The organism is Paenibacillus sp. YAF4_2, from assembly GCF_052113225.1.
GTDB lineage: Bacteria > Bacillota > Bacilli > Paenibacillales > Paenibacillaceae > Pristimantibacillus.
This window is the reverse complement of record NZ_JBFRCT010000013.1, coordinates 63747-79696: the sequence shown is the minus strand read 5'-3', so window position 1 is coordinate 79696 and position 15950 is coordinate 63747. Positions and strand designations below refer to the sequence as shown.

At 47.8% G+C, this 15950-nt stretch carries 12 protein-coding genes; 7 read left to right on the top strand and 5 right to left on the bottom strand.

Going from position 1 to position 15950, the window contains the following annotated elements; genetic code table 11:
- Window positions 1-60 precede the first annotated feature (60 nt).
- Window positions 61-1302, bottom strand: coding sequence for a sugar phosphate nucleotidyltransferase (locus tag AB4Y93_RS25520; protein ID WP_441896225.1), 1242 nt, complete (start codon window positions 1300-1302; stop codon window positions 61-63).
- A 340-nt stretch (window positions 1303-1642) separates the two neighbouring features.
- On the opposite strand from AB4Y93_RS25520, the gene glgB reads away from it, so the two are divergent.
- Together glgB and glgA are read left to right on the top strand one after the other, a co-directional pair.
- Complete coding sequence (gene glgB, locus AB4Y93_RS25515) at window positions 1643-3673, top strand: 1,4-alpha-glucan branching protein GlgB (RefSeq protein ID WP_441896223.1); 2031 nt, start codon at window positions 1643-1645, stop codon at window positions 3671-3673.
- Window positions 3674-3689: 16 nt separating this feature from the next.
- Window positions 3690-5120, top strand: coding sequence for a glycogen synthase GlgA (glgA, locus tag AB4Y93_RS25510; protein WP_441896221.1), 1431 nt, complete (start codon window positions 3690-3692; stop codon window positions 5118-5120).
- Between the two features lie 51 nt (window positions 5121-5171).
- Here glgA and AB4Y93_RS25505 read toward each other — a convergent pair whose 3' ends face one another.
- The 3 genes from AB4Y93_RS25505 to AB4Y93_RS25495 all read right to left on the bottom strand — a co-directional run bounded on the left by AB4Y93_RS25505 (window position 5172) and on the right by AB4Y93_RS25495 (window position 8126).
- The gene (locus tag AB4Y93_RS25505) at window positions 5172-6920 is read right to left on the bottom strand and encodes an alpha-glycosidase (RefSeq protein WP_441896220.1); all 1749 of its coding nucleotides are present in this window, start codon (window positions 6918-6920) and stop codon (window positions 5172-5174) included.
- 46 nt (window positions 6921-6966) lie between these two features.
- Complete coding sequence (locus tag AB4Y93_RS25500; protein ID WP_441896218.1) at window positions 6967-7770, bottom strand: SDR family oxidoreductase; 804 nt, start codon at window positions 7768-7770, stop codon at window positions 6967-6969.
- Window positions 7771-7970: 200 nt separating this feature from the next.
- Window positions 7971-8126, bottom strand: coding sequence for a hypothetical protein (locus tag AB4Y93_RS25495; RefSeq protein ID WP_441896216.1), 156 nt, complete (start codon window positions 8124-8126; stop codon window positions 7971-7973).
- 134 nt (window positions 8127-8260) lie between these two features.
- Here AB4Y93_RS25495 and AB4Y93_RS25490 point away from each other — a divergent pair, with 134 nt between their 5' ends.
- On the top strand, window positions 8261-8713 hold the full coding sequence (locus tag AB4Y93_RS25490; RefSeq protein WP_441896214.1) for a MarR family winged helix-turn-helix transcriptional regulator: 453 nt from the start codon (window positions 8261-8263) through the stop codon (window positions 8711-8713).
- A gap of 25 nt (window positions 8714-8738) precedes the next feature.
- Window positions 8739-9257 (top strand): GNAT family N-acetyltransferase, encoded by a 519-nt coding sequence (locus tag AB4Y93_RS25485; RefSeq protein ID WP_441896213.1) that lies wholly within the window; start codon window positions 8739-8741, stop codon window positions 9255-9257.
- Window positions 9258-9272: 15 nt separating this feature from the next.
- Here the strand turns inward: AB4Y93_RS25485 and AB4Y93_RS25480 are convergent, their stop codons facing one another.
- On the bottom strand, window positions 9273-10094 hold the full coding sequence (locus AB4Y93_RS25480) for an AraC family transcriptional regulator (protein ID WP_441896211.1): 822 nt from the start codon (window positions 10092-10094) through the stop codon (window positions 9273-9275).
- Between the two features lie 194 nt (window positions 10095-10288).
- On the opposite strand from AB4Y93_RS25480, the gene AB4Y93_RS25475 reads away from it, so the two are divergent.
- The 3 genes from AB4Y93_RS25475 to AB4Y93_RS25465 all read left to right on the top strand — a co-directional run bounded on the left by AB4Y93_RS25475 (window position 10289) and on the right by AB4Y93_RS25465 (window position 15909).
- Window positions 10289-12466: an alpha-galactosidase gene (locus AB4Y93_RS25475; protein WP_441896209.1), complete on the top strand. Its 2178-nt coding sequence runs from the start codon at window positions 10289-10291 to the stop codon at window positions 12464-12466.
- A gap of 114 nt (window positions 12467-12580) precedes the next feature.
- A complete protein-coding gene (locus AB4Y93_RS25470; RefSeq protein WP_441896207.1) occupies window positions 12581-14362 on the top strand; it encodes a cache domain-containing sensor histidine kinase in 1782 nt (593 codons plus the stop codon).
- Window positions 14359-15909, top strand: a complete 1551-nt coding sequence (locus AB4Y93_RS25465; protein WP_441896205.1) for a response regulator transcription factor — start codon at window positions 14359-14361, stop codon at window positions 15907-15909. Before AB4Y93_RS25470 ends, AB4Y93_RS25465 begins: the two co-directional genes overlap by 4 nt.
- Window positions 15910-15950 lie beyond the last annotated feature (41 nt).

Below are 15950 nucleotides of genomic sequence, written 5' to 3'. Positions count from 1 at the left end.
CAGAGATACACCAAAAAAACCTTGGATTAGATCCAAGGTTTTTTTGTTTGAAGCTTAAGCTTAATACCCGAATACCTTGCCTTTGTACAGCTCGTGGTCGCGGCGACCAGCTCCTGCTAGTAGCGCGGCCAGTGTATCGCGGCTTGCAGACGTTGACTTGCGTTCAGATGTGACACGTTCACCGGGACCAACTACGGATATTTGCTCTGCCTGAGGAGCGCCAATGACAGCTCCGTCCTCAATTACGGCGTTCTCGCCGATAATCGCTTTGTGAATGCGAACCTGGCGTCCAATTCGAGCACCCGGCATAATGATGCTCTCGCACACAAGGCTGCCCTTGCCGATATCCGTGCCGGTGCTTATGATCGATCGTTGCGCACTGCCTTCCATTCGGCAATTGCCATGCACAATGCAGTCACGCTGTGCTGCTCCGTTTCGATTAAATGGATGATTTGAGTTTCGCACGTAATTGGAATATAACGGCCAACCAGGCTCAGACAGCTGGAGCGTACCGTCAATCAGCTCCATTTGGGCTTCCCACAAGCTGTCTACTGTGCCAACATCACGCCAATAGCCATCGTATGGATATGCGGTCAGGTGCTCCTGTTCCTGCAACAGCAGTGGAATAATATCCTTGCCGAAATCATGGCTTGAAGCCTGAATGGCAGCGTCTTTCATGAGCACCTCCTTCAGCTTATCGGTACGGAAAATATAAATGCCCATAGAAGCCAGGTTGCTGCTTGGATTAGCTGGCTTCTCCTCGAAATCAACAACACCGTAATCCTCATTTGTATTCAAAATACCGAAGCGGCTGGCTTCTCGCCAGGGTACTCGCTTAACCGAAATAGTCGCGGTTGCGCCGCTGCTGATATGCGTCTCCAGCATCGGGCGGTAATCCATTTGGTAAATATGATCACCGGACAAGATAAGAACATGCTCCGGATTTTGCTTATCGATATAGGAAATATTGCGGAAAATCGCATCTGCAGTCCCTGCATAGACGCCTCCTGGCGAGGCTTCGGAGGCTGGCAGTAACGCAATTTCGCCAAGATGCTTGGTCGGTATAGCGTTCAGCCAGGCACTCCCGTTCCCGATATAGCTTTGAACCGTGTCCTCGCAATACTGTGTCAAAACACCGATCCGGCGAATGCCCGAATTCATACAGTTGCTAAGCGGGAAGTCAATCATACGATACCGATCACCGAACGGTACAACGGGTTTAGCTAATGCACTAGTGAAAGGTGCTAGTCTTTTACCTTCGCCACCTGCAAGCAGCATGGCCATGCAATCCATTTGTGTCATTTTATATTCCTCCAAACTTTCTCAAATAGGTTTGTTGGCGTCATCCGATGCCTTTGTAACAACTGCTTACACGTAAAGCTTCTCTTCTGAAACAGCTGTTTCAATATGATTTTCTGCGGGTAATAAACACTCTTAGTTGTGTTTGGATCAAAGGCACGAGGCTTAAGCAAATGCTTACGAAGTAAGAATTGCCACCAAGAACAGGTGGTAATTCTTTAAGCGAATGCTTACGAAGTAAAGAATGGCCTCCAAAGGCACGAGGCAATTCTTAAGCAAATGCTTACGAAGTAAGAATTACCACCAAGAACAGGTGGTAATTCTTTTAAGGAGGTTGGAGACATTGAAACGAAGCACCAAGCTCAGCGCGGAGGATATTTATCACTTTCATGAAGGTACATGGATGGACAGCTATCGCAAGATAGGGGCTCACCCGACTGAAGAGGTGGGACGGACAGGAACTCGTTTTACAGTATGGGCGCCTAATGCCCGCCGAATTGCCGTTGCATCCGATCACAACAGTTGGGACGGGTTTCGGAAAGCCGGCTATGAACTGGAGAAGATCGAATTGTCTGGTCTATGGAGCGGCTTTCTGGCCGGCTTTTGCGAAGGCGATTTGTACAAATACGATATAGAGACGCAAGGTGGGGAGAGACAGCTGAAGGCTGACCCCTATGCTTTTGCAGCGGAGGTACGGCCTCATACTGCTTCGGTAATCTGCTCTTTGGAAGGTTATGAATGGCAGGATAAGGGCTGGCTTCGCAGTCTTAAACCGCCGCATGACAGGCCTCTTAATATTTATGAGGTTCACGCTGGTACCTGGAGACAACATCAGGATGGAAGGCTGTATACGTATGAGGAGTTGGCAGAAGAGCTGCCCGCTTATGTGGCTGAGATGGGTTATACCCATATCGAGCTGATGCCCCTTGTGGAGCATCCTTATGATCGTTCCTGGGGTTATCAAGGGACTGGGTACTTTGCTGCAACAAGCCGATATGGCGAGCCGCATCAGCTGATGGCTTTTGTAGATCGATGCCATAGCCACGGGCTGGGCGTTATTTTGGACTGGGTTCCCGGTCATTTCGCCAAGGATGCGCATGGACTTCGCCTCTTTGACGGCAGTCCGCTCTATGAGCCTGCTGATCCGTTAATTGCGGAAAAGGAGCAGTGGGGCACCCTCTCCTTCGACTATGAGAAGCCGGAGGTACGTGGTTTTCTTATTTCCAATGCCTTGTTCTGGATGGAAATGTACCATATCGACGGAATAAGGGTGGATGCAGTATCAAGCATGCTGTTCCGGGACTTCGACAGACCAAGCGGCAAGTGGCGGCCTAATCGGCACGGCGGGAGAGAGAATCTGGAGGCAGTGGACTTTTTGAGACAGTTAAATACAGCGGTGCTGACACGTTTTCCACACGCGCTTATGATGGCGGAGGAATCTCATGCTTTTCCCGGCGTTACCGCTCCAGTTGAACAAGGTGGGCTAGGCTTTACCCACAAATGGAACATGGGCTGGATGAATGATACGCTCAAATATATTTCCCAATTGCCGGAGGAGAGAAGCGCCGGACATAGCCTGCTGACGTTTCCAATCTGGTATGCCTTCGATGAACGGTTTACTCTGCCGCTATCCCATGATGAGGTTGTACATGGTAAAAAGTCATTACTTGATAAAATGCCTGGGAGCTACGAGGAGAAGTTTGCGGGACTTCGGTTGCTGCTGGGCTACATGATGACACATCCGGGCAAAAAGCTGCTGTTTATGGGCGGCGAATTTGGTCAGTTTATTGAATGGCGTGACGAGGCAGAACTGGACTGGCTGCTGCTTGAATATGAGCAGCATCGGAAGCTGCACCGCTTTGTGCGCACCATGAACCACTTGTATTTGGAGCAGCGTTCATTATGGCAGTTGGATTCTCATTCGGGGGGCTTTGAGTGGATTGACCTCCAGGATGAAGGGCAAAGCGTTATCGTGTACAGGAGAAAAGGCAAGGCGAAAGGCGAATCGCTAATTGCCATCTGCAACTTTCATACGCATGCCCATGCCCACTACAGGATTGGTGTTCCAAGCCAAGGTGGATACAAAATATTGCTGAACAGTGACAGTACCGCCTACGGTGGCTTTGATTATATGGGGTCATCTGCAACGGAAGGGACGGTTCTGCGATCGGAGCCAGTCGTCTGGCATGGTCGAAAAAATAGCATAGTGCTTCCGCTGCCCCCCTTGTCCATCGTTATTCTGAAGCGGGAGAAGGAAGCACGAGCTGCTGTCCATAAGGAACGGGAACCACAAGCCTTACGCGAGGAGGTTGGCCTGGTGCTTCCCGGCAAACATCGAAACCGTCGAGAGAGGATCGCAAACGCAAAGGCATGAACAGGAGGGAATTGCGATGAAGGTATTGTTCGTAGGGGCAGAATGTGTCCCGTTTCTGAAGACAGGGGGGTTAGGCGATGTAATGGGCGCCTTACCTGCCTCGCTTAAGCCGCTGGGGATTGAGGCACGGGTTATGCTGCCGCTGTACGATTCTATACCGGATCGTTACCGTTCCGGCATGAAGGAGATTGCGAGTATCCGTGTTCCGGTCGGCTGGCGTAACGCCTATTGCGGAATTAAGGAGCTCGAGTATGACGGAGTTACTTATTATTTTTTGGACAATGAGCAGTATTTCAAAAGGGGCTCTGCCTACGGGCATGGTGATGACGGGGAGCGTTTCGCCTTTTTGTGCCGGGCTGCGCTGGAGTCCCTCTCGGCAATCAGATTTTGGCCGGATATCATTCATGGACATGATTGGCATACCGGTATGATTCCAGCGCTGCTGCGCCATTATTACAGCTGGCGGCAGGAATACGCGGGCATTAAAACGGTGTTTACCATTCATAATTTGCAGTATCAAGGTAATTATTCTCCTCATGTATTAGGTGATTGGTTTGGATTGCCACCTCATTATATGACCTATGATCATGTTGAGCTTCACGGATCGGTCAGTTTTATGAAGGCCGGTATTCAGCTGTCTGATCGCGTCACGACGGTCAGCCCGTCTTACGCGGCGGAGATAAGGACGCCAGAATACGGCTGTGGAATGGAAAGTACACTTCGCAGCCGGGGCAGCAGCTTGATTGGTATCGTTAATGGTATTGATGATGTCTTATATGATCCAGCAGCTGATTCACAGCTGCCCGCTCGATACTCAGCCGCTGCTTTCGAAACAAAAGTCGTCTGTAAAACAACACTGCAGTGGGAGCTGGGTCTACGTGAAGACGTAGAGGTTCCGCTGATCGGGATGGTTGGYCGGCTGACTGGGCAAAAAGGGCTTCCCCTTGTGCTGGAGCGGCTGGACGAACTGATGTATACCGAGAATGTTCAACTGGCGCTGCTTGGAACAGGTGATCCACATCTCGAGCATCTGTTCCGCGAGGCGGAGCGCCGTTATAAAGGAAGGGTCGTTTCTTATATAGGCTTTAATGATGGCTTGGCTCGGCGGATTTATGCTGGCTCAGACCTGTTTCTTATGCCATCACAATTCGAGCCTTGCGGTATCAGTCAATTGCTGGCGCTGCGCTATGGCTGCCTGCCCATTGTCCGGGAGACGGGAGGTCTGCGGGATACTGTACATAGCTACAATGAATGGACAGGGGAGGGCAACGGCTTCTCCTTTGCACCTTACAATAGCTGGGACATGCTGTATACAGTTCGAAGGGCTTTATCCTTATGGAGGAACCAGGAAGTCCGTCATAAGCTTGTGGCAAGTGCTTTGCAAGGCGATTACAGCTGGAGCCGATCAGCGCAGCAGTACATGGGATTGTATGAAGAGCTGAAGTAATGACTAAGGCGGTACCGGACAAATCCGGCACCGCCTTTTACTGTTTCTGCACTATTCGATCTTGCGCCATAGAATCCGGTAGCCGTTCGGCTCAAGCTGAATAACGAGCTTGCCATCCTGGATGTCTACTTGTTCATCACTCAGCGCATCGCGCCAGCCGCCCTCGTTCATCGGGTGAGACAACTCGGCAGACTCATCCGATCGATTCATCCATATGGTAAAATGCTCCTTGCCGTCCAGCCGTTCATAAATAAGCGAGCCGCCGTCTTCTTCTGCTGACAATACGCGATACCGGCCGCTGCGGAGGGCAGCGCGTTCCTTCCTGAGTGCGATAAGCAGCTTATAGAAATCAAAGAGCTCCCTGTTCTGGTCTTCCTCGTTCCAGACCATACATTTGCGGCAGTCTGGATCCTCTCCACCTTCCATACCAAATTCATCGCCATAATAAACACAGGGCAAGCCCATCGACGTCATCATGTAGACAACCGCCTGCTTCAGCCTCCCAGTATCTCCATTGCACCGGGTCATGACACGTGGAATATCGTGGCTCGACATGAGGTTAAACAATGTTTCGTTCGTCTGCTGTGGATAGCGCATCAGCAGACGGTTCATTTCCTCTGCGAAGCGGGCTGGCGAGCTAGTCCTATCGGCGAAAAAGCTGAGTACAATCTGCGTAAACGGATAATTCATGACCGAATCGAATTGGTCGCCTAGCAGCCAGGGAAGTGAATCGCTCCATACTTCCCCTACGATAAAAGCATCCTTATTAAATTCTTTGACCGCTTTACGGTAATCACGCCAGAAGTGATGGTCGACTTCGTTAGCTACATCAAGCCTCCAGCCATCGATACCGGTTTCTTTCATCCAGTCTATCGCAGTGTCGATTAGATATCGTTTTACATCCGGGTTAGCTGTATTCAGCTTTGGCATATTGCCATAAAAGCCAAAGGTGTCATAGTTGGCCACGCCTTCCTGCACCTCGACCGGAAAGCCGTTTAAATGGAACCAGTCCTTATATTCCGATTGCTCACCATTCTTCAGCACGTCTTGAAACGGCGGGAACTGCTCGCTCGAATGGTTGAAGACAGCGTCAAGGATAACACGAATGCCGTTGTCATGACAGGTTTGGACCAGCTTCTTCAGCAGCTCCTTGTCTCCAAACTGTGGATCGACCTCGCGGTATTCAATGGTGTCATATTTATGGTTGGAGGGAGAGCGGAAGATTGGAGTCAAATAGACGGCGTTTATGCCAAGCTCATTCAAGTGATCAATTCGATTAATAATCCCCTGAAGATCGCCTCCGAAAAAGGACTCACCCTCTGGCTGTTCTCCCCAAGGCGACGTGCCTTCAGGATCGTTCGACCGATCTCCGTTCTCGAAGCGGTCAGGAAAGATCTGATAGAATATGGCTGCCTTTGCCCACTCTGGCGCTTCAAACAGGTCGATGGCGTGAATATAAGGTGCTTCGAAATAACCGCCCGCTGGCACTGGCTGCTCTGACGAGAAGCCGTCTTCCGTCAGCCATATCGTCTCATTGCCGCTTTGCAGCCGAAAGCCGTAGCTGAAGCGCTTGAATTCCGGCCGTATAACAGCTTCCCAATAGTCATGCAGACGGTCTGCCGCGATCTTTTCCATTTCGATCTCCTGGCAATGATGATCCCAGTCGTATTTATCTCCTGCAATGGCGAAAACCCGCTCAACATCGTCACGTTTGGTTTTGAGTCGCAGATGGAAGGTTTCCGAATTATAGGCGTAGGCCCATCTATGGTTAGGGGTATGATAGATGCTCTCTAATTGCACACGGCTTCAGCTCCTTTTCTCTCTCTACGCGTTTGTAAAAGTACTTCTAGCCGCGAAGCAGCGACTCCGCTCCATCAACATAAACCGAGGTTCCTGTAATATGGCTGGCTTCGTCTGATGCAAGAAACAGTACAAGGCTGGCGACCTGCTCGGGTTTTCCCGGTCCGTTCTCAAGCGGATGGTCTCCTTCCGGGAACTCGACAGGTATGAGCACCTCCTCCAGCTCTGGCTGGGGCTTGCTGGACTTGTCGATATTAGTGGAGATGGCGCCTGGGCATATGGCATTCACGCGAATACCGTATTCCGCCAGCTCCAGTGCAGCCATGCGGGAAAAGGCAGTCTCGCCAGCCTTGGAGCTGCTGTAGGCGCTAAACCCAATATTGGAGAAAACGCGATTACCATTGATCGAGCTGGTAATGATAATGCTGCCGCCTTTTTCTTTCATGAACGGAATAGCATGCTTCACTGTCAGGAACGTGCCTGTCAAGTTCACGCCAATCGTCGCTTCCCATTCTTCCTTGCCCATATACTCGATGGGAGATAGGGTGCCGTTAATGCCTGCATTGGCAAAAACGATATCAAGCTGGCCAAACTCGGAGATTGTCTTGCGGTAGGCATCAGCTATCGATTGTTCGTCGGATATGTCCGCTTCAACAGTTATGTGCTTAGCACCAAAGGACTTGGCCTCTTGACCGATGACATTGAGCGTTTGTTGATCTCTGTCGATCAGCACAAGATGGGCTCCCTCCTGGGCAAACCGAATTGCGGCAGCCCGTCCGATTCCAGAACCCGCACCTGTAATGAATGCGACTTTTCCTTCAATACGTTTTGTAGATGGATGACTAGACATAAACCTCTCTCCTTTTATGCTTTTCAAGTTAGTAGTACGATGACAAGAAAATCCCATGAAACTGTACTAGCGACAAAAAAATCACCTTATTAAGGGTTATAGGTTTTATTTGGACAAAAATTGAAACTAAGAAACAATGGGAGGGAACTTCGTCATTAGCCAACCCGTTACTGTAAAGGGGAATTTGAGCGCGAGTTACCTTAAGCTGATTGCAAATCATGTTGATGCTGACTTGCTCGAAGCCAAGCTCTTTGAACATGCTTATGGCTACTTCGCACATGTATCGCTTTTCCGAGACCGCCTGCAGCACCCGTAACAATGACAACTTTACTTTGTACACTTGAGAAATCTGTCATGCAAGCACCCCCTCCATATTAGCTTTGTAAGGAAGGTAGCTTTCGTTTATTATTTTTGTTGCAAATGCAACAAAAATAAACTAATATCAAAGAACCAGTTAGAACAGATACTGAAGAAAATTGGAGTTGCGAATATGAAGGAAATCCTGCGGGAAATTGGAATGATAGCCAGGGCGTTAGATTCAATAAGCAATATAGAATTTAAAGAACATGACCTTACAAAGGGGCAATACATCTACCTTGTCCGTATATGTGAAAACCCGGGAATCATTCAAGAGAAGCTGGCCGAAATGATTAAGGTAGACCGTACAACCGCAGCTCGCGCTATTCAAAAGCTTGAGCTTAATGGCTTTATTGAAAAGAAAGATGATGAATCTAACAAAAAAATAAAAAAACTCTTCCCAACAGAGAAAGGGGAGACGGTGTTTCCTTTTATTTTAAGAGAAAATGACCACTCTAACAGCGTTGCACTAGCGGGGTTCTCAGAAGGCGAAGCAGAAACCATTTTTGATCTTCTTCAAAGAGTAAGGAAAAACATAGAAATCGACTGGGAATTTGTTAAGAAGGGAAACAAGAGGGACTATTGATTTTAGATAAGGAGCCGATATACAAATGACTGTAACAATAAAAGAATGTACACGTGAAAATCTGCAGCTACTCCAAGAGATCAGTGTTGAAACATTTAACGATACCTTTAAAGATCAAAATTCGCCCGAGAATATGCAAGCCTATTTGGAAAGAGCCTTTAACGCTAATCAGCTGGAGAAGGAGTTATCTAATACCTCTTCTGAATTCTATTTCATCCTCTTCAATGAAGAAATTGCAGGCTATTTAAAAGTAAATAGGAATGATGCCCAATCTGAAAATGAGTCACTCGAAATAGAGAGAATTTATATACGCAGCAAGTATCAGAGAAAAGGGCTTGGCAAACATCTCTTTAACAAAGCAATGGAGATAGCCATTAAACAAAAGATAAAGATGATCTGGCTGGGCGTTTGGGAAAAGAATGAGAATGCCATTGATTTTTATGAAAAAATGGGGTTTGTTCAAACGGGAGCTCACTCCTTTCATATGGGGGATGAAGAACAAATAGATTTTATTATGACCAAGACGCTCACAGAACCTTCGTAAAGGCAAACGGATGGATTATCCTTGGTTTTCCGTCCGGTAATGCTTAGGAGAGGTTCCTTTTATTTTCTTAAACATTTTGGAGAAGAGCAAAGGATCATTGTAGCCGACGGAGCGGGAAATATCGCCTATCGACAGCTCAACGTTCTCCATCATTTCGCATGCTTTATGGATCCTAATACGAATTAAGTATTCCTGGATGCTAGTATTCATTTGCTGCTTGAATAACGAACAAAGATAGCTTCGATTAAGTCCGACTATGCGGGCAATGTCCTCAATGGTTATTTTCTGAGCAAAGTTGGTTTCGACGAATTCCTTCACCCTTTCAACGTAAACCTCCGCGCGGCTTTCCTTTTGCTCCGTTGGCGTTACCGGGCCGTATTCCGCAAGCAACGACAATAACAAGTAAAGCAACCCGGTCATTCTGGTTTCTCTCGCTTTATGATTTGCATTGGACTCGGCCATTAACTTCAAATATGCATAGATTTTATCGTCTTTATCATAGTTGAGGATCGGGCTTTCCCTTGTTAATCCTGCTTGCTTGAGGAGCAACTCCGCCAGTGTCCCTTCAAAACCAAACCAGCAGTAGGACCAAGGGTTCATGGAATCGGCTTGATAATAAGTAACGACCTCGGGATAGATTAGGAAGCCCTGACCTTTCTGAAGCCGGTGTCTGTTTCCGTCGACTTCGAAGAACCCTTCTCCGTCCAAAATATAATGGAGCAGAAAGTGACTTCTTATAGCCGGCCCAAAAAAATGACTCGGTATACATTCCTCGCTGCCAAATTGAGTTAAATACAGTTCAGTATGCTGCTTGCTTCGTGGTAAATACTCAATCACGGTTAAACCCCCTTAATATAAAATATCTAGCATTATAACATAATTATTGAGCATCATGCTATGTACTAATGATGACGTATTGATATATTATTCCTGTATAGTTGTCAGGGTATCAATCAAACAATACCAAGCTTAAAACCATATTTTATTTTGAGAATAGGTTCTCAATGGATAGTGTGAGAGGAGAAGCTTTTATGGGCATCATTGTTCAAGAAAATACGGGATTGTTTCACCTGCAGTCGGCCAGCATGAGTTATCTGATTCAAATTGTGGACGGTTATCCTCTACATGTCTATTGGGGGGACAAATTGAAGCATCGTGAATCCATGGCGGATTTATTCATTCACACTCCCGAGAAGGCCGGATTGGATCGCTTGCTTCAAGAATACCCGCAGTATGGCAGCGGCGACTTTCGCAACCCGGCTTATCAAGTTGAGCTTGAGGATGGGACCCGAATTACGGAGTTAAAGTACGAAGGGTACAAGCTCATTACGGGAAAGCCTTCCTTAACGGGACTTCCAGCCGTTTATGTAGAGAATGAAGCCGAAGCCGAAACGTTGGAGCTGGAGCTAAGGGATTTCTATTCAGGTCTTCAAGTTGTTCTTATCTATACGATCTTCGCCGATCGGAATGTCATCGTTCGTTCTGCACGTTTAAGCAATGGAGGGGGAGAGAAGCTTCGGCTTCGCCGTGCTCTAAGTGCAAGTGTAGACTTCGGTGGAAAAGCAGACTTGGACATCATCTATCTTTCCGGAGCTTGGGCCAGGGAAGGCAATATTACCCGCAGGTCTCTTTCTCAAGGTGAGACCCGAATCGATAGCAAGAGAGGCATGAGCAGCCATCAGTTCAACCCCTTTGCCGCGTTGGTCACTCCGGAGACGACAGAGTACCATGGTGAAGCTTACGGCTTCAGCCTGGTATACAGCGGCGGGTTTGAAGCGGTAGCGGAAGTGGATTCATTCGGTTCTACGCGAATGAGCATGGGAGTAAATTCCTTTGATTTTGCATGGCTGCTTCATCCAAGCGAGAGTTTCCAAACACCGGAAGTCGTTATGGTTTACTCCAAGCAAGGATTGGGCGAGATGTCGCGAACATATCATCGCTTGTATAGGACTCGGCTTTGCCGAGGGAAATACCGGGATGAAGAACGGCCGGTTCTAGTCAACAACTGGGAGGCTACTTATTTTGATTTTAATGCCGACAAGCTGGTAGCAATAGCTGATGAGGGAACAAAGCTCGGCATAGAGCTGTTCGTTTTGGATGACGGTTGGTTCGGGAAACGGGATTCCGACAATTCGTCTCTTGGAGATTGGTATGAGGACCGCCGGAAGCTGCCGGATGGACTTGCGGATGTGGCAGAACGCGTTAACAAGCTGGGTCTTCAATTTGGCCTTTGGTTCGAGCCCGAAATGATCTCGCCGGACAGCGAGCTTTACCGGAAGCATCCGGACTGGTGTCTACATGTTCCTGGGCGCAGGCGCAGCGAAGCAAGGTGGCAGCTCGTGCTGGATTATACTCGAAAGGAAGTTCGAGATTACATTTACGACTCTCTTTCAGCGATCTTCTCCAGCGTGCCTGTCTCTTATGTGAAATGGGACATGAACCGCGCCCTGACGGAAATCGGTTCCGCAGTGCTGCCGCCTGAACGTCAATCGGAGACGGCCCATCGCTATGTTCTGGGATTGTACGAGCTGTTGGAACGCATTACCACGGCATATCCGAATATTCTGTTTGAGAGCTGCTCAAGCGGAGGAGGCCGCTTCGATCCCGGAATGCTCTACTACATGCCTCAAACCTGGACAAGCGATAATACGGATGCTGTAGAACGGTTAAAAATACAATACGGTACCAGCCTTGTTTACCCTGTAAGCGCAATTGGAGCGCATGTTTCAGCCGTTCCGAACCATCAAGTCGGACGGATAACGCCACTTGATTTTCGGGGGAACGTCGCCATGTCCGGAAACTTCGGCTATGAGCTGGATCTAACCAAATTCAGCGAGGAAGAAAAAGAGATGGTCAAAGGCCAAGTTACAGCCTACAAGCAGATTCGTGGATTAGTTCAGAAGGGCGACTTGTATCGCCTGAAAAGTCCGTTTGAAGGAAACGAATCAGCTTGGATGTTTGTATCCGAAGACAAAGAGGAAGCCGTTGTGTACTTTTTCCAAGTGATGGCCGTGCCGAACGCAACGCGAAGAACCTTGCGGCTTGATGGGCTTAATCCGGAACTTGAATACGAAGTTTGGTCAGGTGACCGTGGAGAAAAATCCAGCTATGGGGGAGACAGGCTTATGCAGTTGGGACTGCATCTAGCTTATCAGCAGAAAGACTATGAAAGCGGATGGTTCAGGCTTAAAGCAGTTAAGACAGGGTAAGGCCTGACTCCATTTATGTTCTAGAGAACTATGTAATGGATTGATGCCCCTTTTTTTATGAAAAGGGGCATTTTGCGCGCAACGGATAAATGAAACGGCTTGGGAGGGTGCAACATGTTTTTTATCCGAATAATGAATGACATGAAAATGAAGAAGAAGTTGGCCATTACGTTTATTTCGGTAGCCGTTCTTCCATTATTGTTATGCGGTTTTTTTCTGACAGGGAAGCTTAGGGAAATCGTCATTAAAGACACCTTTATGCAAGTATCCGCCAATGTTGAGCGCGTACAGAAGCGTACGGAAGAGCTGATTAAAGTGCCGCTGGACATTTCATATCGGCTAACCAATGATAACCGGATGAAAAAGGTGGCCAGCCAAAAGTATGACAATTACGTCGAAGTCATTAAGACCTATCGGGAATATACGGATATTCGCGATTATCTTCAGCTGTACAAAGAAATATCCGGCATCCGTGTTTATGTTGCGAATCCAGGAGCGCTTAACAACTGGGAATTTATTCAACCGGATGAGACGATAATCAATCAATTTTGGTACAAGGAGGCTCTTGCGGAGAAAGGACTTGCCGGATGGAATTTAATCACAGATGAACGCAAAGGTGCTGAGTATCTCAGTCTGATTCGCGCCTTTTCATTGGACACGCTGGAGCCAAAAGGGGTTCTGGTCATTAATGTAGACAAGCAGCAGTTAAGTTCAATCCTGGATCAAGAGTCTTTCCCAACCCTGATCGTGGACAACCGGAATCGGATCGTCGCGTCTAATGAAGCTGGCTTGTTTGGGAAGAATCTCTCTGATATCCATGCCGACGAAACTATACTTTCCAATCAGGAAGGTAGTTACAACACATTGGTTAACGGTAAAGCGTCCAAAGTGGTAATCGCAAATTTGAATCCGGAAAACAGTTGGAATGGACTTCGTATCATTTCCATTTTTTCTATCTCCGAAATTACCCGTGATGCCAATCAGGTCATTCGCTTAGGTGTAGTCGTGATTACGGCCTGCCTGATCTTTGCAGTCTTGCTTATTTATGCTTCCGCTTCGCTATTGTCCAGAAGGCTTTTACGGTTAAGCAAGCATATATCGAAAGTGGGATCGGGTTCTTTGGAGACGTTTATTCATATTGACGGAAAAGATGAAGTGGGGCTGCTGTCCAAGCAATTTAATGCGCTCGTCAGAAACGTCAAGCATTTGATTCAGGAGGTCAAAGAAACAAACGATCAAAAAAACCTGATTGAGCAAAGACAAAACGAGATCAGGTTCAAGATGCTTGCGAGCCAGATTAATCCGCATTTTCTGTTCAATTCTCTGGAGTCGATCCGGATGGAAGCCCATATTCGCAAGCAGGATGATATTGCTGAGGCCGTATGGATGCTGAGCAAGCTGCTGCGCAGCAGTCTCGAGGCTGATAACCGTAAGATTTCGCTGCGAGAAGAACTTGAGCGGGTGCGTTGTTATCTGGATATTCAGAAGTTTCGGTATGAGGATCGTTTGAATTACCGCTTGATCGTTGATCCGGAACTGGAGGAAATGCCTGTCCCGCCGTTGATTATCCAGCCTTTGATCGAAAATGCTATTGTTCATGGTCTGGATAACCATGCTGAAGGAGCTGTCATTGACTTGGAAGTAAAGAAAGTTCCAGGGGGAGTACAAGTCAAGGCAAGTGACAATGGAGCGGGCTTCACAGCTGACCGGCTGGTCAAAGTACGGGAGGAACTGGCTGCATCCGCACATAACCAGGAGGGACAGCGAATCGGACTGCGTAACGTAAACGATCGGCTTGTCCTGTTGTATGGTCCTTCAAGTGCTTTAATTATTGAGAGCAAGCCCGGAAACGGCGCTTGTATCACGTTTTTTATTCCCGGAGGTGAACCTAAATGATAAAGGTCGTTATCGTAGACGATGAACCGAAGCTCAGGCACGGCCTTCAAACATTGATCCCGTGGGAAAGCCTCGGCTTTACGGTTACAGCTACCGCAACTAATGGCAAGGAGGCTTTGAGCGTTATTGAGGAGGTAACTCCCGATGTCGTCATTGTCGATATCCGCATGCCCATTATGGATGGGCTGCAAATGATTCAGCACCTGACAGCCGCCGGCCGCCATCTGCATTTTATTATTCTCAGTGGATATGCCGATTTCGAATATGCCAAACAGGCTATCAAATACGGTGTTGCCGGGTATCTGGTTAAACCGGTGGACATCCGCGAAATGTCGGCAAGTTTACAGCGGGTGCGCGAGCAGATTGAAAAGGAGCGCCTTCATGCGGAGCAAAGCCAGAAAGGCAGCTTGAACAAAGACTTGCACCTGCATAGCTTGCTGCTCTCTCATGAAAAAATCGAAGACCCTGAAAAGCATAGAAACAAGACAAAGGATGCGGGTCTGTTGTGGAGTGGATATGAAGTCGTCGTCATCTCCCCGCGTATTTCCGATGCAGAGCAATTTACTGCGCTAAATCAGCTTTCAGCTGGGCTTAAACCGATGATTGAAGGGCGGTATAAAGGGGTTGTAACGATCCTTCCTCCTTATACGGTCCTTCTTCTTAATGAGCCTATCCGCGGGAAACAACGGCGCGAGGAATGGTATAACGAGATTAGGAAGGCATCGGGCGGTCTTCGGTTCGTTGCTGCATCGGGAGGGGGAGTGTCCGTACCCGAAGATATTTGCAGCTCCTATTTGAAAGCCCAGGAAGCGGTGAAGCAGGCCTTTTTCAGCGAGAAGGACCGGCTTCTTGGACCGAATTCTCATGCTCTCCTCCCCTCAACGGGATCATTGCGGATGAGCGAAGATAACGCAGAGCTTTTGGAGGAATTCATTTTCAAAATTTATTACAGTTTGGATATAGGCAATCAGGCCATGATTCTTCCCTTGTTGAAAGAAGCCGCAGGTTATTTTCTCAATCAGGGGCAAGAGGAGAAACCGATCAAGGAATCGTTCTTTTTTCTGTCCAATGCGGTCGTCCATAAGCTGACTGCCGGATCCCGTATGGAATGGAAAGAGACGGAGGCAGTATCCCGTTTCTTGAACGGGATATTCCATCATGAGCATCTGCATGATCTTGTGGAGGATATTAACCGTTTCCTAATTGCGTTTGCGAAAGATACGGAACCCGGGGGCAAGGAACAGGAATTTAAGAAAATGATCGACTTTATTAATAGGCATTATGCAGACAATCTGAAGCTGGATACATTAGCCGGTCTGTTGAACTACAGTTCCGCCTATTTGGGACAGCTGTTCAAGAACAAGACCGGGGAGTATTTTAACACTTATCTGGACAAGGTCCGCATTCAAAAAGCGAAAGAGTTTCTAAGCCAGGGCGTGAAGGTCTACGAAGTGGCTGAACGCATTGGCTATGCGAATGTCAACTACTTTCACAGCAAATTTAAAAAATATGAAGGCCGCTCCCCGTCAGATTATAAGAATCTATAATTTGTGGATGATTTTCTCCGAAATCCGTTGTATGGGCTATC

What these genes read in the sequence shown, in the direction of transcription:
- AB4Y93_RS25520 (WP_441896225.1), bottom strand. Translation starts at nt 1,302, where the DNA reads ATGACACAAATGGATTGCATGGCCATGCTGCTTGCAGGTGGCGAAGGT.
- AB4Y93_RS25500 (WP_441896218.1), bottom strand. Translation starts at nt 7,770, where the DNA reads ATGTCTAGTCATCCATCTACAAAACGTATTGAAGGAAAAGTCGCATTC.
- AB4Y93_RS25495 (WP_441896216.1), bottom strand. Translation starts at nt 8,126, where the DNA reads ATGACAGATTTCTCAAGTGTACAAAGTAAAGTTGTCATTGTTACGGGT.
- AB4Y93_RS25490 (WP_441896214.1), top strand. Translation starts at nt 8,261, where the DNA reads ATGAAGGAAATCCTGCGGGAAATTGGAATGATAGCCAGGGCGTTAGAT.
- AB4Y93_RS25485 (WP_441896213.1), top strand. Translation starts at nt 8,739, where the DNA reads ATGACTGTAACAATAAAAGAATGTACACGTGAAAATCTGCAGCTACTC.
- AB4Y93_RS25475 (WP_441896209.1), top strand. Translation starts at nt 10,289, where the DNA reads ATGGGCATCATTGTTCAAGAAAATACGGGATTGTTTCACCTGCAGTCG.
- AB4Y93_RS25470 (WP_441896207.1), top strand. Translation starts at nt 12,581, where the DNA reads ATGTTTTTTATCCGAATAATGAATGACATGAAAATGAAGAAGAAGTTG.
- AB4Y93_RS25465 (WP_441896205.1), top strand. Translation starts at nt 14,359, where the DNA reads ATGATAAAGGTCGTTATCGTAGACGATGAACCGAAGCTCAGGCACGGC.